Annotated in this window: 17 protein-coding genes; 9 read left to right on the top strand and 8 right to left on the bottom strand. The window is 60.8% G+C overall.

Going from position 1 to position 20,318, the window contains the following annotated elements:
• Positions 1-69: 69 nt before the first annotated feature.
• Entirely contained in the window at positions 70-939 is an 870-nt protein-coding gene (locus ACJ8IP_RS22925; protein ID WP_042785488.1) for a phosphoribulokinase, read from the top strand.
• A 38-nt stretch (positions 940-977) separates the two neighbouring features.
• On the opposite strand, the gene ACJ8IP_RS22920 is transcribed toward ACJ8IP_RS22925, so the two are convergent.
• Positions 978-1,385, bottom strand: coding sequence for an OsmC family protein (locus tag ACJ8IP_RS22920; protein WP_025304517.1), 408 nt, complete (start codon positions 1,383-1,385; stop codon positions 978-980).
• A 382-nt stretch (positions 1,386-1,767) separates the two neighbouring features.
• Here ACJ8IP_RS22920 and crp point away from each other — a divergent pair, with 382 nt between their 5' ends.
• Positions 1,768-2,400 carry a cAMP-activated global transcriptional regulator CRP gene (crp, locus tag ACJ8IP_RS22915; RefSeq protein ID WP_004090925.1) on the top strand — a complete coding sequence of 211 codons (633 nt, stop codon included), beginning with the start codon at positions 1,768-1,770 and terminating at the stop codon, positions 2,398-2,400.
• Between the two features lie 50 nt (positions 2,401-2,450).
• Positions 2,451-4,529: a YccS/YhfK family putative transporter gene (locus ACJ8IP_RS22910; protein WP_164107060.1), complete on the top strand. Its 2,079-nt coding sequence runs from the start codon at positions 2,451-2,453 to the stop codon at positions 4,527-4,529.
• Between the two features lie 40 nt (positions 4,530-4,569).
• Here ACJ8IP_RS22910 and argD read toward each other — a convergent pair whose 3' ends face one another.
• The 6 genes from argD to ppiA all read right to left on the bottom strand — a co-directional run bounded on the left by argD (position 4,570) and on the right by ppiA (position 11,377).
• Positions 4,570-5,787 (bottom strand): bifunctional acetylornithine/succinyldiaminopimelate transaminase, encoded by a 1,218-nt coding sequence (gene argD / locus ACJ8IP_RS22905; RefSeq protein WP_164107059.1) that lies wholly within the window; start codon positions 5,785-5,787, stop codon positions 4,570-4,572.
• 131 nt (positions 5,788-5,918) lie between these two features.
• The gene (locus tag ACJ8IP_RS22900) at positions 5,919-6,494 is read right to left on the bottom strand and encodes an aminodeoxychorismate synthase component II (protein WP_033645386.1); all 576 of its coding nucleotides are present in this window, start codon (positions 6,492-6,494) and stop codon (positions 5,919-5,921) included.
• 72 nt (positions 6,495-6,566) lie between these two features.
• Entirely contained in the window at positions 6,567-8,090 is a 1,524-nt protein-coding gene (locus ACJ8IP_RS22895) for a helicase HerA-like domain-containing protein (RefSeq protein WP_033645261.1), read from the bottom strand.
• A 151-nt stretch (positions 8,091-8,241) separates the two neighbouring features.
• Positions 8,242-8,967, bottom strand: coding sequence for a two-component system response regulator BtsR (btsR, locus tag ACJ8IP_RS22890; protein WP_025304522.1), 726 nt, complete (start codon positions 8,965-8,967; stop codon positions 8,242-8,244).
• The gene (locus ACJ8IP_RS22885; protein ID WP_033651731.1) at positions 8,967-10,652 is read right to left on the bottom strand and encodes a sensor histidine kinase; all 1,686 of its coding nucleotides are present in this window, start codon (positions 10,650-10,652) and stop codon (positions 8,967-8,969) included. Before ACJ8IP_RS22885 ends, btsR begins: the two co-directional genes overlap by 1 nt.
• Positions 10,653-10,807: 155 nt before the next feature.
• Positions 10,808-11,377: a peptidylprolyl isomerase A gene (gene ppiA, locus ACJ8IP_RS22880; protein ID WP_038878108.1), complete on the bottom strand. Its 570-nt coding sequence runs from the start codon at positions 11,375-11,377 to the stop codon at positions 10,808-10,810.
• Positions 11,378-11,730: 353 nt separating this feature from the next.
• Between ppiA and ACJ8IP_RS22875 the strand changes: the two genes are divergently transcribed.
• The 4 genes from ACJ8IP_RS22875 to tsgA all read left to right on the top strand — a co-directional run bounded on the left by ACJ8IP_RS22875 (position 11,731) and on the right by tsgA (position 15,802).
• On the top strand, positions 11,731-12,069 hold the full coding sequence (locus tag ACJ8IP_RS22875; protein WP_164107064.1) for a PTS lactose/cellobiose transporter subunit IIA: 339 nt from the start codon (positions 11,731-11,733) through the stop codon (positions 12,067-12,069).
• Complete coding sequence (locus ACJ8IP_RS22870) at positions 12,066-13,373, top strand: 6-phospho-beta-glucosidase (protein WP_033645265.1); 1,308 nt, start codon at positions 12,066-12,068, stop codon at positions 13,371-13,373. Before ACJ8IP_RS22875 ends, ACJ8IP_RS22870 begins: the two co-directional genes overlap by 4 nt.
• A 72-nt stretch (positions 13,374-13,445) precedes the next feature.
• The gene (locus ACJ8IP_RS22865) at positions 13,446-14,426 is read left to right on the top strand and encodes a LacI family DNA-binding transcriptional regulator (RefSeq protein WP_033645266.1); all 981 of its coding nucleotides are present in this window, start codon (positions 13,446-13,448) and stop codon (positions 14,424-14,426) included.
• A 191-nt stretch (positions 14,427-14,617) separates the two neighbouring features.
• Entirely contained in the window at positions 14,618-15,802 is a 1,185-nt protein-coding gene (gene tsgA / locus ACJ8IP_RS22860; protein ID WP_025304528.1) for an MFS transporter TsgA, read from the top strand.
• 54 nt (positions 15,803-15,856) lie between these two features.
• Here tsgA and ACJ8IP_RS22855 read toward each other — a convergent pair whose 3' ends face one another.
• Complete coding sequence (locus tag ACJ8IP_RS22855; protein WP_169539927.1) at positions 15,857-17,137, bottom strand: cytosine deaminase; 1,281 nt, start codon at positions 17,135-17,137, stop codon at positions 15,857-15,859.
• Positions 17,138-17,427: 290 nt separating this feature from the next.
• Between ACJ8IP_RS22855 and nirB the strand changes: the two genes are divergently transcribed.
• Both nirB and nirD read left to right on the top strand, forming a co-directional pair.
• Positions 17,428-19,977, top strand: a complete 2,550-nt coding sequence (nirB, locus tag ACJ8IP_RS22850; protein ID WP_108682133.1) for a nitrite reductase large subunit NirB — start codon at positions 17,428-17,430, stop codon at positions 19,975-19,977.
• Entirely contained in the window at positions 19,974-20,300 is a 327-nt protein-coding gene (nirD, locus tag ACJ8IP_RS22845) for a nitrite reductase small subunit NirD (protein ID WP_033645269.1), read from the top strand. Before nirB ends, nirD begins: the two co-directional genes overlap by 4 nt.
• Positions 20,301-20,318: the final 18 nt, after the last annotated feature.

Below are 20,318 nucleotides of genomic sequence, written 5' to 3'. Positions count from 1 at the left end.
TAGAGAGCGTCAACAAGAGCCACAATAATCCCCTGACGCCGGCGCATTCAACACGGAGTGACAACCACCATGTCTGCCAAACATCCCGTTATCGCGGTGACCGGTTCCAGCGGCGCCGGCACCACCACCACCAGCGTGGCGTTCCGCAAAATCTTCCAACAGCTCAACATTCGCGCCGCCGAGCTGGAGGGCGACAGCTTCCACCGCTACACCCGGCCGGAAATGGACGCGGCGATCCGCAAGGCGCGCGATCTGGGCAGACACATCAGCTATTTCGGCCCCGAGGCCAACGACTTCGGTCTGCTGCAGCAGAGCTTTATCGAGTACGGCAAAAACGGCACCGGCCGTTCGCGCAAGTACCTGCACACCTACGACGAAGCGGTACCCTACAATCAGGTGCCGGGCACCTTCACCCCGTGGGAGCCGCTGCCGGCGCCGACCGACGTGCTGTTCTACGAGGGGCTGCACGGCGGTGTGGTCACCGAGCACCATGACGTGGCCAACCACGTCGATCTGCTGGTCGGCGTGGTGCCGATCGTCAACCTGGAGTGGATACAGAAGCTGATCCGCGATACCGGCGAACGCGGCCACTCCCGCGAGGCGGTGATGGATTCGGTGGTGCGTTCGATGGAAGACTACATCAACTACATCACGCCGCAGTTCTCGCGCACCCACATCAACTTCCAGCGCGTACCGACGGTGGATACTTCCAACCCGTTCGCCGCCAAAGCCATTCCCTCACTGGATGAAAGCTTCGTGGTGATCCACTTCCGCGGGCTGGATCAGATTGACTTCCCCTATTTGCTGGCGATGCTGCAGGGCTCGTTTATCTCGCACATCAATACGTTAGTGGTGCCGGGCGGCAAGATGGGGCTGGCGATGGAGCTGATCATGGCGCCGCTGGTGCAGCGGCTGCTGGAAGGCAAGAAGATCGAATAAGCGCGTTGAGCGCGGCGGCGGGCCGCGCTCCGTCTCGATTACGCCGGCTGGCGGATCTCGAAGCTGTGGGTCACCGTGGCGGCCTTGTTGAGCATCAGCGCCACCGAGCAGTACTTCTCCGCCGACAGGTTCACCGCTCGCTCTACGATTTTGTCGGTCAGATCCTGGCCGGTGACGATGAAGTGCAGGTTGATATGGGTGAACAACCGCGGGGCTTCTGCACGGCGCTCGGAGGTCAGCTTCACCTCGCAGTCGCGCACGTCGTTGCGCCCTTTTTGCAGGATGGACACCACGTCGATCGCGCTGCAGCCACCCACCGACATCAGCACCATCTCCATCGGGCTGGGCGCTTTATCGCCGGCGTTGCCGTCCATCAGCACCTGGTGGCCGGAGGCCGATTCACCCAAAAACGTTAACCCTTCCACCCACTTAACTCTTGCCTGCATTCTGGTCACTCCGGTTGATTTCTTAAAATCAGAGTACGCTTTCGCATAGAAACAGGCAACGTAACCTGATGCTAATCATGCTGAAGCGAGACAACACGAGACACCCGCCTTACTCTGTGCTACAAACAGAGCCGCAATAAATCTTTCCGGGACACTGAATTTCAGGGAAACGCCCAGAGAAAGGCTCCTTTACCGGTATGTTAACAGAATGTAGCTTGCAGCGCTTACGGCAAGTTAATATGCTAGAGCGACAGCGTATTTTTATGACACGCCTCAAAACTTGCCGGTAGCCCTCGCTCATAACTGCGGCTACAGGCGGGTTTTACAGGGAACTCTGACCCCTGTGACACAAGGCAGCGATAACAACAGAGGATAACAGCGAATGGTTCTCGGCAAACCGCAAACAGACCCTACTCTCGAATGGTTCCTGTCTCATTGCCATATCCACAAATATCCATCGAAGAGTACGCTGATTCACCAAGGTGAAAAGGCCGAAACGCTTTACTACATCGTGAAAGGCTCCGTCGCGGTGCTGATCAAGGATGAAGAAGGTAAAGAGATGATCCTGTCCTACCTCAACCAGGGGGATTTCATCGGCGAGCTCGGATTGTTCGAAGAAGGCCAGGAGCGCAGCGCCTGGGTTCGCGCCAAAACCGCCTGTGAAGTGGCCGAAATTTCCTACAAGAAATTCCGCCAGCTGATCCAGGTGAACCCGGACATCCTGATGCGTCTGTCCGCCCAAATGGCGAGCCGCCTGCAGGTTACCTCCGAAAAAGTGGGCAACCTCGCCTTCCTGGACGTCACCGGCCGCATCGCGCAAACCCTGCTGAATCTGGCGAAGCAACCCGACGCCATGACTCACCCGGACGGCATGCAGATCAAGATCACCCGCCAGGAAATCGGCCAGATCGTCGGCTGCTCGCGTGAAACCGTTGGCCGTATTCTGAAAATGCTGGAAGACCAAAACCTGATTTCCGCCCACGGCAAGACCATTGTCGTCTACGGCACCCGTTAATCCCTGAAGAAACGGCGCAATCTGCGCCGTTTTTTTGTCTGCTCTCTGCCATGTGGCGCCGCCTGATTTACCACCCGGAAGTCAACTACGCACTGCGACAAACGCTGGTGTTGTGCCTGCCGGTGCTGTTTGGCCTGCTGATTGGCCAGCTGCAGCTCGGCCTGATGTTCTCTCTGGTGCCCGCCTGCTGCAATATCGCCGGTCTGGACACGCCGCATAGGCGCTTCTTTAAACGGCTGATCGTCGGCGGTGCGCTGTTTGCCCTCAGCAGCCTGCTGCTGCAGCAAGCCCTGCTGTGGCACGTGCCGCTGCCGGCGCTGATGCTGGGCCTGGCGCTGCTGCTCGGCGTCACCGGCGAAATCAGCCCGCTGCACGCCCGGCTGTTGCCGGCGGCGTTGGTGGCCGCCATCTTCTCCCTCAGCATGGCCGGCACCGTGCCTCTCTGGCAGGCGCCGCTGCTGTACGCGATCGGCACCGCCTGGTACGGCTTATTCACCTGGTTCTGGTTCAGGCTGTGGAAAGAGCAGCCGATGCGCGAGACGCTGAGCCAGCTCTATCTGGAACTGGCGGACTACTTCGAAGCCAAATACTCGCTGCTGACTCAGCACACCGATCCGCAAACCGCGCTGCCGCCGCTGCTGGTGCGCCAGCAAAAGGTGATGGATCTGATCAGCCTGCTGTACCAACAGCTTAATTTCCTGCCGCACGCCAACAACCTCGATCAAAAGCGTCTGCAACGCGCCTTTCAGGTGGCGATGGATCTGCAGGAGCACATCACCGTCAGCCTGCACTTGCCGGAGGAAGTACAAAAACTGATGGAGCAGAGCCAGGCCGAAGCGATCATTCGCCGCAACGCTCAGGTGATCGCCGGGCGGCTGCGCGTGGTGGCGCACGATATTCTCTACCATCAACATTCGAAGCGCTTTTCCATGACGCACGAACTGGGGGCGCTGGAAAAAATGGCGGCGCAGCATCCCGACAACCCGGTCGGCCAGTTTTGTTACTACCATTTCAGCCGCATTGCCCGCCTGCTGCGCACCCAGCATCCGCTGTACCGCCGCGATTTGATGCCCAGCCAGCATCGCCTGCCGTTTTGGCCGGCGTTGGCCAGCTACCTGTCGTTCAAATCCACGGCGCTGCGCAACGCCGCGCGGCTGGGGGTGACGCTGGCGGTCGGCAGCAGCCTGGGGGCGGTATTCAATCTGCCGAAGCCGTACTGGATACTGCTCACCATCATGCTGGTGAGCCAAAACGGCTATAACGCCACCCGGGTGCGTATTCAGCACCGTGCGCTCGGCACGATCGCCGGTCTGTTGCTGGCGGCCGGGCTGTTGCAGCTGCAGTTACCGGAAGCAGAAACACTGAGCATCATGCTGATGATCACGCTGCTGGCCTACCTGGTTTCGCGCAAGAACTACGGGCTGTCAGTGATTGGCTTTACGGTCACGGCGGTTTACACCCTGCAGCTGCTGGCGCTGAACGGCTCGCATTTTTTGGTGCCGCGTCTGATCGATACGCTGATCGGCTGCGTGCTGGCGTTCGGCGGCACCATTTGGCTGTGGCCGCAGTGGCAAAGCGGACTGCTGCGCAAGAATGCCCATCAGGCGCTGGAAAACGATCAAGCCGCGCTGCGGCTGATGCTGAAGCAACCGGAGCCGGACGCCACCGCGTTGGCCTATGCCCGCATGCAGGTCAACCAGGCGCACAATGCGCTGTTCACTTCGCTCAATCAGGCGATGCAGGAACCGGGGTTCGCCTCGAACTATCTGGCGGACATGCGGCTGTGGGTCACTCACAGCCAGTTCATCGTCGAACACCTGAACGCCATGACCATCCTGGCGCGCGAGCACTACATGCTGACGCCAAAGCTGGCGGAAGCGTATCTGCAAACCTGTGAAATCGCGCTGCAAAGCTGCCAGCAGCGGTTGGAATACGACGGCCCGAGCAGTGACAACAGCGGCATCATGCAGCCGCCGGATCTGCATCCGGAGATGCCCGTCACCGAGATGGAACGTCATTTGCGGCGTATTCTGTCGCACCTGAGCGTCATGCACACCATTTCGTCGCTGGCCTGGCGCCAGCGCCCGCACCACGGCATCTGGCTCAAGCGTAAACTGCGCGATCAATAAGGGCGCGGCATGCCGCGCCCCGTTATTCGCCGCAGGTGCTTCAGGCGTTGATCACATCCTGCACCGCCAGCTCGAACAGCGCCATGCCGGCCTCGATGTCCTGCAGCTCCACCACCAGCGACGGCGCGAAGCGGATCACGTTCGGCCCGGCGTTGAGGATCATCAGCCCACGCGCGGCGGCGGCGGTGAGGAAATCGCGCGCTCTGCCGTGATAATGCGGCGTCAGCTCGGCGCCGATCAGCAACCCCATGCCGCGAATGGCGGTGAAAATACCGTATTTATCGCCAATATTCCGCAAAGCCTGCACATACAGCGCATGGCGCTGCTCGATGCCGCTCAGCACCTCCGGCGTATTGATCACATCCAGCGCCGCCTCCGCCACCGCGCAGGCCAGCGGGTTGCCGCCGTAGGTGGTGCCGTGAGTGCCCACCTGCATCACCGATGCAATCTCTTCGGTAGTCAGCATGGCGCTCACCGGGAAACCGCCGCCCAGCGCCTTGGCGGTGGTGAGAATGTCCGGCGTCACGCCATAATGCATATAGGCAAACAGCTTGCCGCTGCGCCCCATGCCGCTTTGCACTTCATCGAACACCAGCAGCGCCTGATGTTGGTCGCACAGTTTGCGCACGCCTTTAAGGAAGTCGGCGTCGACCGGCGTAATGCCGCCCTCGCCCTGAATCGGCTCCATCACCACCGCGCAGGTATGGTCGTCCATCACCGCTTTCACCGCCGCCAGATCGTTGAACGGCACGTGCACGATGTCGGCCGGCTTCGGCCCGAACCCGTCGGAATATTTGGCCTGCCCGCCCACCGACACGGTGAACAGCGTGCGGCCGTGAAACGCGTTATAGAAGGCGATGATTTTAGTTTTGTACGGGCTGTGACGGGTAATGGCGTAATGGCGCGCCAATTTGAACGCCGCCTCGTTGGCCTCTGCGCCGGAGTTGGCGAAGAACACCCGATCGGCGAAGGTGGCGTCGATCAGTTTGCTCGCCAGGCGCAGCGCGGGCTCATTGGTGAAGACGTTGCTGGTATGCCACAAGGTTTCGCCCTGGCGTTTGAGCGCCTCGACCAGCGCCGGATGGCAGTGCCCCAGCGCCGTCACCGCGATGCCGCCGGAAAAATCGATGTACTCTTTTCCCTGCTGATCCCAGACCCGGCTGCCTTGGCCGCGCACCGGCACAAACTGGGCGGGTGCATAAACAGGCAGGATCACCTGGTCAAAGGTGCTGCGGCTCACTGCGGATTTGTCAGTCATTTTCGGCTCCACCCTGAAGGTTTTTCAGCGCTATCGCGATGTTATAATGAAAATATAATCACGAAATATGCATAAAAAAACACTAAAGCGCAAATGCAAAACGCCTGACGGGCGAAAAAAATGCGAAGGGATTAACGCCTGAGAAAATTGTCCAACAGCTGATGGCCCTGCTCGCTGAGCACGCTTTCCGGGTGGAACTGCACCCCTTCCAGCGCCAGCGTGCGGTGGCGGATACCCATGATCTCGTCGCGCACGCCGTCGCGTTCGCTCCAGGCGGTCACTTCAAAGCAATCCGGCAGCGTATCGGCTTTCAGCACCAGCGAATGGTAACGCGTCACGGTCAGCGGATCGCTCAGGCCGCGAAACACGCCGACGCCCAGATGGCGAATGGCCGAGGTTTTGCCGTGCATCACCGCGCGGGCGCGCACCACCTCGGCGCCGAACGCCTGCCCCAGCGCCTGGTGCCCCAGGCACACGCCGAGGATCGGCAGCTTGCCGGCGAAATGACGAATGGCGGCCAGCGAGATGCCCGCTTCGTTCGGGGTACAAGGGCCGGGGGAAATCACCAGATGCTGCGGCGCCAGCCGCTCGATATCGGCCAGCTGCAGCTCATCATTGCGCTTCACCACCACCTCGGCGCCCAACTCGCAGAAGTACTGGTAAAGGTTATAGGTAAAGGAGTCGTAGTTATCGATCAGCAGCAGCATGTTAGGTCCGGCAGAGAAAAACGCTGCCATAGTTTACTGATTTAACCCGCCGCTGCCGACGATAATTTCCGCTTACTTTTTACGGCCGCCGGTGATCGAACCCAGTACGCCGCGCAGGATCTGCCGGCCAAGATCGCGCGCCATGCTCTTGGCAGCGGTCTGGACGATGCCGTCGCGTTTGCCGCCGCGCGGGCCGGTGGAACCGAACAGCAGCTCGTTCAATCCGTCCATCAGGCCGCCGCCCGTCTGTTGCTGCGCTTGCGCCTGCGGTTGCTGCCCCTGCTGCGCAGTGCCGACGGTGGCGAAGCCGCCCGACGACAGCTTCTCGTAGGCGGACTCGCGGTCAATCATGTCTTCATAGCGGCCATACAGCGGCGACTTGTTGATCGCGCTGTTCAGCCCTTCCGCGCCGAGCATGCCCATCTTGGATTCCGGCGCGATGACCATCGCCCGCTCCACCACGTTCGGCCGGCCCTTCTCGTCGAGGAATGACACCAGCGCTTCGCCCACGCCCAGCTCGGTGATCGCCGTTTCAGCATCGAAGGCCGGATTGGCGCGCAGGGTTTGCGCCGCCGTTTTCACCGCCTTCTGATCGCGCGGCGTGAAGGCGCGCAGCGCATGCTGTACGCGGTTGCCCAACTGGCCCAGCACGCTGTCCGGGATATCCAGCGGGTTCTGGGTGACGAAGTAAATGCCGACGCCTTTGGAGCGGATCAGGCGCACCACCTGTTCGATCTTGGTCAACAGCGCCGCCGGCGCGTCGTTGAACAGCAGGTGCGCTTCATCGAAGAAGAACACCAGCTTCGGCTGTTCAGGATCGCCCACTTCCGGCAGATGTTCAAACAGCTCGGCCAGCAGCCACAGCAGGAACACTGAATACAGCTTCGGCTGATTGATCAGCTTGTCCGCCGCCAGCAGGTTGATCACGCCATGACCGTTGGCGTCGGTTTTCATCAGATCGTTGATGTCCAGCATCGGCTCGCCGAAGAACTGGTTGGCGCCCTGCTCTTCCAGCGTCAGCAACCCGCGCTGGATGGCGCCGATCGACGCGGCAGAGATGTTGCCGTACTGAGTCTGGAATTGTTTGGCGTTATCGCCGACGAACTGCACCATGGCGCGCAGGTCTTTCATGTCCAACAGCAGCAGCGCATTGTCATCGGCGATTTTGAACACCAGCTGCAGCACGCCGCTTTGCACCTCGTTCAGATCCAACAGGCGCCCCAGCAGCAGCGGCCCGAGATCGGAAATCGTGGCGCGGATCGGATGCCCCTTTTCGCCGTAAATATCCCACGGGATAATGGTGCAGGCCTGCGGCTGCCAGTCGGTGACGCCGATCGCCGCCAGGCGCGCCTGCAGCTTCTCGGAAGGCACGCCCTCGGCGCCGATGCCGGACAGATCGCCCTTCACGTCCGACAGGAACACCGGCACGCCGATGCGCGAGAACTGTTCGGCCATTTTTTGCAGCGTCACCGTCTTGCCGGTGCCGGTTGCCCCGGTAATCAACCCGTGGCGGTTGGCCAACGCCGGCAAAATCACCAGATCCTGTTCCGGTTTTCCGTCTTTCATCGCCTTGGCGATAATCCGTGGTTCACTCATTTTCTGTTCCTTTGACGCTGACGCGGCGCGAAACGCGCCTGTTGATGCAATAAAGCTATAAGCGCCGCGTAACCCCGTCAAGGACAAACAAAAAGGGCGCCGTCGGGACGCCCATGATGCCTGTCTTTTCAGAATCCCCCTAAGACCTGCGTCACCCCCGCAGCCCCAGTTGCTCCTTCAGCGCTTTCAAATAGCGCCGGCTGACCGGCACCGGATCGCCGGCGGACATGATCATCTCCGCCGCGCCGCCTTCTTCGAAGCGGATCTCGCGCACCTGCTCCAGGTTGACCAAATACTGCCGATGGCAGCGCACCAGCGGCGTACGGCTTTCCAGCGTGCGCAGCGTCAATTCGGTGAAACACTCCATGCCGTCGCTGCGCACCACGAATACCCCGCTCAGTTTGGAACGGATCGCCAACACCTCGTCGAACCGCAGCAGATAGATGCGGCTGTGGCCGGTGCAGGGAATGTATTTCAGGTAGCCGGCGCTCTCATCCAGCGCCGTCACATCCTGCGGCGCACTGCGCTGCCGCAGGCGTTGCAGCGTCTTGCTCAGCCGCTTCGGCTCCGCCGGCTTCAGCAGATAGTCGAAGGCGTGCTCCTCGAACGCCTGCACCGCGTATTCGTCGTAGGCGGTCAGAAACACGATGTGCGGCATCCGATTGGGATCCAGCATGCCGACCATTTCCAGCCCGCTGATGCGCGGCATTTGAATATCGAGAAACACCACATCCGGCTGCAGCCGGTGGATCTGGCTGATGGCTTCGATGGCGTTGGCGCATTCGCCGATGATCGTGATCCCCGCTTCGGCCTCCAGCAGATGGCGCAGGTTGTCGCGCGCGGAAGGCTCATCGTCAACAATCAGTGCGTTTAACATCAGGCGGCCCTCTCCATGGGAACATTGAGCGTAATGCGGGTATAGGCGTCCGGCCGGCAATCCACCTGCACGCCATAGCCTTCGCCGTAGCGCACGCGAATGCGTTTATCCACCAGATTCATACCCAGCCCGCTGCAGTTCGGTTTCGGCTGGAACAGCCCGGCGTTGTCCGTCACCTGCAGCAGCAGATGATCGCCTTCGCAGCAGGCGCCGATTTCGATGCGGCCCACGCCCAACAGATGCGAGGTGCCGTGCTTGATGGCGTTCTCGACGATCGGCTGCAGCGAAAACGCCGGCAGCCGCGCCGCCAGCAGCGCCTCGGGCAGCGATACCGCAATCTCCAGCCGATCGGCGAAACGCGCTTTCTCGATCTGCAGGTAGGCGTTCACATGTTCTATCTCGTCCGCCAGGCTGACTTCATCATCCGAGCGCTTGAGGTTTTTGCGAAAGAAGGTCGAAAGGGACTGCACCAACTCGCAGGCGCGCTCGCCATCACGGCGGATCACCGCCACCAGCGTATTCAACGCATTGAACAGGAAATGCGGGTTGACCTGCGCATGCAACAGCTTGATCTCCGACTGCGCCAACAACTGCTTGTGGCGCTCGTACTGTCCGGCCATGATCTGCGCCGAGAGCAGGCTGGCGATGCCTTCGCCCAGCGTGCGGTTGATGGTGCTGAACAGCTGGCTTTTCGGTTCGTACAGCTTGATGGTGCCGATGACCCGCTGGTTTTCGCCGCGCAGCGGGATCACCAGCGTCGATCCCAGCTTGCAGGCCGGATTGATCGAGCAGCAGTAAGAGAGCTGGTTGCCGTCGGCGTACACCACCTCGTTGTTGTCGATGGCGCGATGCGAATGCACCGAGGCGATCGGCGTCCCCGGCAGGTGGTGATCGTCGCCGATGCCGATAAACGCCAACAGCTTGTCGCGATCGGTGATCGCCACCGCGCCGATACCCAGTTCCTGATAAATCACCCGGGCGACCTTCATGCTGTTTTCCTGATCGAAGCCCTGCCGCAGGATACCCTCGGTACGCTCGGCGATTTTCAGCGCCTTGGAAGAGAAAGCGCTGGTGTATTTCTCGAACATCGCGCGCCGATCCAGCAGGATTTGCATAAACATCGCCGCGCCGACGGTATTGGCGATCATCATCGGCAGCGCGATGTGTTCCACCAGCTGCAACGCCTCGTTGTAAGGGCGCGCCACCGCCAGAATGATCGCCATCTGCAACACTTCCGCCACCAGCGCCACGCCGCCGACGAACAGCGGATTGAACAGCAGTTCGATGCGCCCGCGGCGCATGGCGATGCTGTGTACGATGCCGCCGACCAAGCCTTCCGACACCGTGGAGATCGCGCAGGCCACGTCGGTCATGCCGCCGAGCGTATACCGGTGCAGCCCGCCGGTCAGCCCGACCAGAAAGCCTACCGACGGCCCGCCCAGCAAGCCGCCCAGGACCGCGCCTATCGCGCGGGTATTGGCGATCGAATCCTGAATGTGCAACCCGAAATAGGTGCCCATGATGCAGAACACCGAGAAGATCACGTAACACAGCAGCTTGTGCGGCAGGCGAATGGTCACCTGCATCAGCGGGATAAACAGCGGGGTTTTGCTCAGCAGATAGGCGATGACGAGATAGACGCACATCTGCTGCAACAGCAACAGCACCTGGTTAAATTCATACATGGCAGCAACTCATCCAGAGACAACAAAGGGCGAACGCCGGATTTCCGGTCTGATTATTGTCTGCCGATTAGAGCATGGGGCGCGGGAGAAAACAGTGATGAAGGCAAGGCTTCGTGAGGAAGGACGGCCGACCCCGGCGGGATCGGCCAAAAAACTTACGGCAGCACCTTGGCCGACAGAATCACCACCGGTTTGGTCGGCACATTCTGGTAAGGGCCGACGTTGCCGGTCGGCACCTGAGCGATCTTGTCCACGACGTCCATGCCTTTCACCACTTTGCCGAATACCGCGTAGCCGAAGTCACGCTGGCCGTGATCCAGGAAGGCGTTATCCGCCACGTTCAGGAAGAACTGGCTGGTGGCGCTGTCCTTGTCGGCGGTGCGCGCCATCGAGATGGTGCCGCGCAGGTTGCGCAAGCCGTTGTCGGCTTCGTTCTTGATCGGCGCCTTGGTGGATTTTTGCTGCATGTCAGCGGTGAAACCGCCGCCCTGGATCATAAAGCCCGGGATCACGCGGTGGAAGATGGTGTTGTTGTAGTACCCGCTGTTCACGTAGTCGACGAAGTTCTGGCTGGAAACCGGTGCCTTCTGGCTGTCGAGCGCCAACTCGATATTCCCCGCCGAGGTCGTCAGCATGACGTGGGTCTCACCGGCGGCGAGTGCGGCTGGCGCCACTGCGGTCAGGGAACACAGCGCGACGAAGGTCACTAAAGTACGTTTGAACATTAACGGGTCCTTTCTCTGAGAGACAAACAACGGAAAAGCGCTTTGATTCTAAAGAGCTGTATCGGCAAGTGCCAGCCATTTACCTATATTTACCCAATTACGGGACATATCCTAGGCGGCCCTGAATTTTGCTGCGGAAAGTATGGGCGCAGAAGGCTTTTTTGCCAACCGCGTCACGCATTTTTTGCCCAGCGCCGCCCCGGGGCGTTTTTTGCGATCTACCTCCCAGTTTGCACACCCGTTGCCGTTACCCTATATAAATGAGAGCGCTCTCATTATAAAAAGAACGGATACTGAGGTATCCCACGGCGGCGTCGCCGCGCAACCCCTGGAGAAATGACGTGAGTGAATTGATGACTGAAGTCAGCCCCGAGTTTGAAAGCACCATCATGGAACTGCTGGTGTTCTCCGGCAGCGCGCGCAGTAATGCGTTGATGGCGCTGCGGCAAGCGCGCGCCGGTGACTTCGCCGCCGCGGCCAAACACATGGTCGAATCCAAAGAGTGGGTGAAGAAGGCGCACCTGATCCAGACCGAGCTGATCGGCCTGGACGAAGGCTGCGGCAAGCTGGCGATCAACCTGATCACGGTACATGCGCAGGATCATCTGATGAACGCCATGGTGATCCAGGATCTGGCCGACGACATGATCGAGCTCTATCGCCGTCAGTCGCAAACGGAGGGCCACTCATGAGCACGCTCAAAATCGCGGTGATTGGCGGTGGCAGCAGCTACACTCCCGAACTGGTCGATGGGCTGATCCAACGCATCGATGAGCTGCCGGTCACCGAACTGGCGCTGGTGGACGTCGAGCCAGGCCGCCAAAAGGTGGAAACCATCGCCGCCCTGACCCGCCGCATGCTGGCGCGCCACGGGCTGGAACAGGTGAAGGTCAGCGTGCACTTCGCGCTGGACGAAGCGATTCGCGGCGCCGCTTTCGTGCTGACCCAGTTCCGCGTCGGGCAACTGCCGGCGCGCGCCGCCGACGAACGGCTGGGCCTCAAATATCAGCTGCTCGGCCAGGAGACCACCGGCGTCGGCGGCTTCGCCAAAGCGCTGCGCACCATTCCGGTAATGCTGGATATCGCCCGTCGGGTGGAAAAGCTGGCACCGGACGCCTGGATCATCAACTTCACCAACCCGGCCGGCATCGTCACCGAGGCGGTGTCCCGCTTTACCAAAGCGAAGATCATCGGCCTGTGCAACGTACCGATCAGCATGCATCACATGATCGCCAACATGCTGCAGGCGCCTTACGCCGACGTGCAGCTGCGGTTCGCCGGTTTGAACCACATGGTCTGGGTGCATCAGGTCACGCAGCAGGGGCGCGACGTCACCGGCAACGTGATCGACATGCTGTGCGACGGCGCGGCGCTGACCATGAACAACATCAAGGAAGAGCCCTGGCAGCCGGACTTCCTGCGCGCGCTCGGCGCCATCCCCTGCCCGTACCACCGCTATTTTTACCAGACCCGCGAGATGCTGGCGGAAGAGATGGCCGCCGCCGGCGAGCGCGGCACCCGCGCCGAGCAGGTGATGCAGGTAGAAAAAGAGCTGTTCGAGCTGTATGCCGATCCGCAGTTGAACAGTAAGCCGGAGCAGCTCAGCTTCCGCGGCGGTTCTTTCTATTCCGAAGTTGCGCTGGAGCTGATCCGTGCTATCCATAATAATCTCGGCACGCAATTAGTGGTCAACACCGCAAACCGCGGCGCAATCCATGGCCTGCCGGACGATGCTGTGATAGAAATCAACTGTATCGTCGATGCTCAGGGCGCGCATCCGCTGACCTTCGGCCCGCTGTCGGAACCGATGCAGGCGCTGACGCAGCAGGTGAAAGCCTACGAACGCCTGACCATCGAGGCCGCGGTGCACGGCGATCGCCGCAGCGGCTTGCTGGCGCTGATCGCCAACCCGCTGGTGGGCAACGCTAATCTGGCGCAGCCGTTGCTGGACGAGGTGTTGACGATAAACGCGCCGTATTTGCCGCAGTTCAGGTAAGCGCCTGCGCGCGGTATGACAGGGGTTCGGCGCGCCGAACCCATTTTTTTAGCCGTAATCAGGAGTTGGACGATGGTGACACTGGAAGATGTCGCGGCGCTGGCGGGCGTATCGCGCGCCACCGTATCGCGGGTAGTGAACGGCGACAGCAACGTCAAAGCGCCGACCCGCGAGAAGGTTGAGCGCGCCGTCGCCCAGCTCGGTTACACCCCCAACCCGGCGGCCCGCGCGCTCGCCTCCAGCCATAGCAATACCCTCGGGTTGGTCACCACGTCGTATCGCGGCGGCTTCTTCGGCGCGCTGATGGACTTCGTGCAAACCGAGGCCGAATCCCACGGCAAGCAGCTGCTGGTGACCCAGGGCCGCAACAGCGCCGAAAACGAATGGCAGGCGGTGCAGCGGCTGTTCAGCCTGCGCTGCGACGGCGTGATCCTGCACGTGCGTTTTCTCAGTGACGATCGGCTGCGCCAGCTGGCGGCGGAGCAACGTCATTTCGTGTTGCTCGATCGTCTGGTGCCGGGGCTGGAAGACCGCTGCGTCACCTTCGATCATCCGCTCGCCAGCCGCATGGCGACCCAGCAACTGCTCGACGCCGGACACCGGCGCATCGCCTGCATCAGCGGGCCGCGCGAGCGGCCGTCGAGCCGCCTGCGGCTGCAAGGGTTTGAAGAGGCGATGCAGGCGGCGAATATCGAGCCGGTGGCCTGTCTGGAGGGCGTTTACGATCTGGAAAGCGGTTACCGCTGCGCCGATCGCCTGTTGCGGCAGGCCGCGCCGCCCAGCGCCATCTACTGCTGCAACGAAGAGATGGCGATCGGCGCCCTGCTGGCGATCAACGAGCACCGCCTGCGGGTGCCGCAGGATATCTCCTTGATCTGCTACGACAGCGGCGAACGCGCGCCCTTCGTCCGCCCGGCGTTGAGCAGCGTACACTTTCCCATCAGCGAGATGGCGCAATACGCGGCGCGCAGGTTGATCGATCCCGCCACCCCGACGCACCGTTTTGAGCCGACGATCATCAACCGTGATTCCATTGTGACGGTACGCAAATAGATCACAATAATGCGTATCATCCCTTCATGGGTTGCATCAAAAAATCGACAGCCATCACAAAAAATCCCGTTGTCTGTGCTAGGATCCGCCCCCTGGTGGCCTGAACGGGACTTTTTTCTGCGTTTGCCAGGAAAAGCCAGCGGCCTTATGCCAGTTTTAAAACCTCTAACAGACATATTCAGGCCTATATAATGAATGACAGTAACCGCATACGGCTTACCTGGATCAGCTTCTTTTCGTACGCGCTGACCGGTGCTTTAGTGATCGTCACAGGGATGGTGATGGGAAACATTGCAGAGTACTTTAATCTGCCGGTTTCCAGCATGAGTAACACCTTTACTTTCCTCAACGCCGGCATTTTGATTTCGATCTTCCTCAATGCCTGGCTGATGGAAATCATCCCGCTGAAGCGTCAGCTGATCTTCGGCTTTGTCCTGATGGTGCTGGCGGTGGCAGGGCTGATGCTCGGCAAGAGCCTGACCATGTTCTCGCTGTGCATGTTTATCCTTGGCGTGGTTAGCGGCATCACCATGTCGATCGGCACCTTCCTGATCACCCACATGTATGCCGGCCGCCAGCGCGGTTCACGCCTGTTGTTCACCGATTCCTTCTTCAGCATGGCCGGGATGATTTTCCCAATCGTCGCCGCCATGCTGCTGGCTCGCCATATCGGCTGGTACTGGGTTTATGCCTGCATCGGCCTGCTGTACGTGGGGATCTTCGTGCTGACCCTGTGCTCCGACTTCCCGGTGCTGGGCAAGAAAGGCGCCGACGCCGGTCAACCGGTCGAGAAAGAAAAATGGGGCATCGGCGTGCTGTTCCTGTCGATCGCCGCGCTGTGCTACATCCTTGGCCAGCTGGGCTTCATTCAGTGGGTGCCTGAGTACGCCACCAAGTCGTTCAACATGGACATCGGCCAGGCCGGTAAGCTGGTGAGCGACTTCTGGACCTCATACATGGTCGGCATGTGGGTGTTCAGCTTCATCCTGCGCTTCTTCGATCTACAGCGCATCGTTACCGTGCTGGCCGCGCTGGCCACCGGCGCGATGTACCTGTTCGTCAGCACCGACAATCCGGAGCACCTGGGCTACTACATCATGGCCCTGGGCTTCGTTTCCAGCGCCATCTACACCACGCTGATCACCCTCGGCTCGCTGCAGACCAAGGTCTCCTCGCCGAAGCTGGTCAACTTTATCCTGACCTGCGGCACCATCGGCACCATGCTGACCTTCGTGGTCACCGGCCCGATCGTGGCGAAAGGCGGGGCGCACGCGGCGCTGACCACAGCCAACGGCCTGTATCTGGCGGTGTTCGTGATGTGTCTGCTGCTGGGCTTCGTGACCAAGCACCGCAGCCACGGTCACGTAACGCACTGATTTCTTCGCATCAAATACATCAAGGGCGCCCGCAAGGCGCCCTTTTTTTGCGCCTTAGCGCCGAAAATCCACCGTCTCATCCTGCTGAAGATGCAGCGTGGTTTCCGCCGGCCGCGTTTCGGCGATCACCGCGCCCTGGCGAATCGAATAACGCACCGGCGTCTGGCGGCGCACCGCGTCGAAACCGCTTTCCGCCGGCAGGATCACCAGGTTGGCGCTGTTGCCGGCCGCCAGGCCGTAGTCGCTCAGGTTAAGAGTGCGCGCGCTGTGGCTGGTGATCAGCTTCAGCCCGTCGTCGATTTGGCCATAGCCCATCAGCTGGCACACGTGCAGCCCCATATGCAGCACCTGCAGCATGTTGGCGGTACCGAGCGGATACCAGGGATCGAACACATCGTCGTGGCCGAAGCAGACGTTGATCTCCGCCTCCAGCATCTCCTTCACCCGCGTCACGCCGCGCCGTTTTGGGTAGCTGTCGAAACGCCCCTGCAGGTGAATGTTCACCAGCGGGTTGGCGACGAAGTTGATGCCGGACATTTTCAGCAGGCGGAACAGCCGCGAGGCGTAAGCGCCGTTGTAAGAGTGCATCGCCGTGGTGTGGCTGGCGGTGACTTTCTCCCCCATCTCCAGCTTCAGCGCCAGCGCCGCCACGGTCTCGACGAAACGCGATTGCTCATCGTCAATTTCATCGCAGTGCACGTCCACCAGCCGATCGTATTTTTGCGCCAGCGCGAATGCCTTGTGCAGCGACTCCACGCCGTACTCGCGGGTGAACTCGAAATGCGGAATGGCGCCCACCACGTCGGCTCCCAGCCGCAGCGCTTCTTCCAGCAATGCTTCGCCGTTGGGATAGGAAAGGATCCCCTCCTGCGGGAAGGCGACGATCTGCAGCGTTACCCAGGGCGCCACCTCCTGCTTAACTTCCAGCATGGCGCGCAGCGCGGTCAGCGTGGGATCGGAAACGTCGACGTGGGTGCGCACATACTGCACGCCGTTGGCGATCTGCCACTTGAGCGTTTGCCAGGCGCGTTGCTTGACGTCTTCATGGGTCAACAAGGCTTTGCGTTCTGCCCAGCGCTCGATCCCCTCAAACAGCGTGCCGGACTGGTTCCAGGCCGGCTGGCCGGCGGTTTGCGTGGTATCCAGATGAATATGGGGTTCGACGAATGCCGGCAGCGCCAGCCCGCCCTGCGCATCCAGCACGTCGCTGCGCCACTCCTGCCCTTCCGGCTGCGGCACCAGATGCGCAATGCGCCCCTGTTCTATCGCCAGTTGCCACAATCCTTCATGCCCGCTTAAACGCAGGTTGTCGATAAACTTCAATGGACGTTTCACCACCCTTCACCTCTGCCGTTGCGCTGGTTTTCTTCATCATACTGGCAGCGGATCGCGCTGACAAAGTCGCCGTTGCATGCCGGCCTGCGCGTCTACTCCCAGCGGGGTAGTTGGTGTGCGACCTGACTCGCTTCAGCTAAAGGTGAATAAAATCCGCAGCTTATCAAAAAACGTGGAAAATCATTCATATACCACGTTGTGGGTATATAAAGGCGCGATTGATTTGCATCAATAAATTGCCCCTCGGGAGGGATAAGGTAAGCCTAGGAAACCCGAATTTTGAGGCAATAATGAGCAGAGTCAAACTTGCCGTGATCGGCAATGGCATGGTCGGCCACCGGTTCATCGAAGATCTGTTGGATAAAGCAGACAAAGACCTATTCGACATCACCGTGTTTTGCGAAGAGCCGCGCATCGCTTACGATCGCGTGCATCTCTCTTCCTATTTCTCGCACCATACCGCCGAAGAGCTGTCGCTGGTGCGCGAAGGCTTTTACGAAAAGCACGGCGTGAAGGTGCTGATCGGCGAACGCGCCATCACCATCAATCGCGACGAGAAAGTCATCCACTCCAATACCGGACGCACCGTCTATTACGACAAGCTGATCATGGCCACCGGCTCCTATCCGTGGATCCCGCCGATTAAAGGCTCGGATAGCCAGGACTGCTTCGTTTACCGCACCATCGAAGACCTGAACGCCATTGAAGCCTGCGCGCGCCGCAGCAAACGCGGCGCGGTGGTCGGCGGCGGGCTGTTGGGGCTGGAAGCCGCTGGCGCGCTGAAGAGCCTAGGGGTGGAAACGCACGTGATCGAATTCGCTCCGGTGCTGATGGCCGAACAGCTCGACCCGATGGGCGGTGACCAGCTGCGCCGCAAGATCGAGCGCATGGGCGTCAAGGTACACACCGGGAAAAACACCCAGGAGATCGTCAACGGCGGCGGCACGGCGCGCAAAACCCTGCATTTCGCCGACGGCAGCCTGCTGGAAGTGGATTTCATCGTTTTCTCCACCGGCATCCGCGCCCAGGACAAGCTGGCGCGTCAATGCGGACTGGAGATCGGCCGCCGCGGCGGCATCGCCATCAACGACTGCTGCCAGACATCGGATCCGGACGTGTACGCCATCGGTGAGTGCGCCGCCTGGCGCGATCGCACCTTCGGCCTGGTGGCGCCGGGTTACAAAATGGCGCAGGTGGCCGCCGATCACCTGCTGGGCCGCGAAAACGGCTTCCAGGGTGCCGATATGAGCGCCAAATTGAAACTGCTGGGCGTAGACGTCGGCGGCATCGGCGATGCCCACGGCCGCACCGAGGGTGCCCGCAGCTACGTTTATCTGGATGAGAGCAAAGAGGTCTACAAACGCATCGTGGTCAGCGCCGACAACAAAACCCTGCTCGGCGCAGTGTTGGTCGGCGATACCAGCGATTACGGCAACCTGCTGCAGCTGGCGCTGAACGGCATCGCGCTGCCGGAAAACCCGGACGGCCTGATCCTGCCGGCCCATGCGGGCAGCAAGCCGGCCATCGGCGTGGATTCGCTGCCGGAAAGCGCGCAGATTTGCTCCTGCTTCGACGTCAGCAAAGGCGACATCATCCGGGCAGTCAACCAAGGCTGCCACACCGTGGCGGCGCTGAAAGCCGAAACCAAGGCCGGCACCGGCTGCGGCGGCTGCATCCCGCTGCTCACCCAGGTGTTGAACGCCGAGCTGAGCAAGCAAGGCATCGAGGTCAACCACCACCTGTGCGAACACTTCGCCTATTCACGCCAGGAGCTGTTCCACCTGATCCGCGTCGAAGGCATCAAGTCGTTCGAGGCGTTATTGGCCAAATACGGCAAAGGCTACGGCTGCGAAGTCTGCAAACCGACCGTCGGCTCGCTGCTGGCCTCGTGCTGGAACGAATACATCCTCAAACCGCAGCACACGCCGTTGCAGGATACCAACGACAACTTCCTCGGCAATATCCAGAAAGACGGCACTTACTCGGTGATACCGCGCTCCGCCGGCGGCGAAATCACCCCGGACGGCCTGCTGGCCATCGGACAGATCGCCAAGGAGTACAATCTTTACACCAAAATGACCGGCTCGCAGCGCATCGGCATGTTCGGCGCGCAGAAAGACGACCTGCCGGCCATCTGGCGCAAGCTGCTCGCCGCCGGCTTTGAAACCGGGCACGCATACGCCAAGGCGCTGCGCATGGCGAAAACCTGCGTCGGCAGCACCTGGTGCCGCTATGGCGTCGGCGACAGCGTCGGTTTCGGCGTCACGCTGGAACATCGCTACAAAGGCATCCGCACCCCGCACAAAATGAAATTCGGCGTCTCGGGCTGTACCCGGGAATGCGCCGAAGCGCAGGGCAAGGACGTCGGCATCATCGCCACCGAAAACGGCTGGAACCTGTATGTTTGCGGCAACGGCGGCATGAAACCGCGCCACGCCGACCTGCTGGCCGCCGATCTCGATAGCGAGACCCTGGTGCGCTACCTTGACCGTTTCATGATGTTCTATATCCGCACCGCCGATAAGCTGCAGCGCACCTCGGTATGGCTGGAGAGCCTGGAAGGCGGCATCGATTACCTGCGCAAGGTGATCATCGACGACAAGCTCGGCATCAACGAGCAGCTGGAAGCGGATATCGCCCGCCTGCGCGAGGCGGTGATCTGCGAGTGGAAAGAAACCGTCGAGCACCCGGAAACGCAGCTGCGCTTCGCCCACTTCATCAACAGCCCGCTGCGCGATCCGAACGTGCAGGTGGTGGCCGAACGTGACCAACACCGCCCGGCGCGCCCTGACGAGCGCATTGCCGTCACCCTGATCGACACCGAGGAGAGCCAAGCATGAGTCAGTGGATTACCGTTTGCCCCATCGCCGACATCCTGCCCGGCACCGGCGTGTGCGCCCTGATCGGCGATCGGCAGGTGGCGGTGTTCCGCCCCTATGCCGACGAACAGGTGTTCGCCATCAGCAATATCGACCCGTTCGCCCAGGCCAGCGTGCTGTCGCGCGGGCTGATCGCCGAGCATCAGGGGGAGTTGTGGGTCGCCAGCCCGCTGAAGAAACAGCGTTTCCGCCTGTACGATGGCCACTGCCTGGAAGATGACAGCCGCTCCGTCGCCAGCTTCACCAGCCGGGTGGTCGACGGCATCGTGCAAGTCGCGGCATAACCTTTCGGGGCGCATCCC

It is taken from the genome of Serratia sp. CY52157 (genome assembly GCF_052168495.1).
Classification (GTDB): domain Bacteria; phylum Pseudomonadota; class Gammaproteobacteria; order Enterobacterales; family Enterobacteriaceae; genus Serratia; species Serratia ureilytica.
Note: the sequence above shows the minus strand (reverse complement) of the source record. Positions and strands in the feature narration are given on the sequence as shown.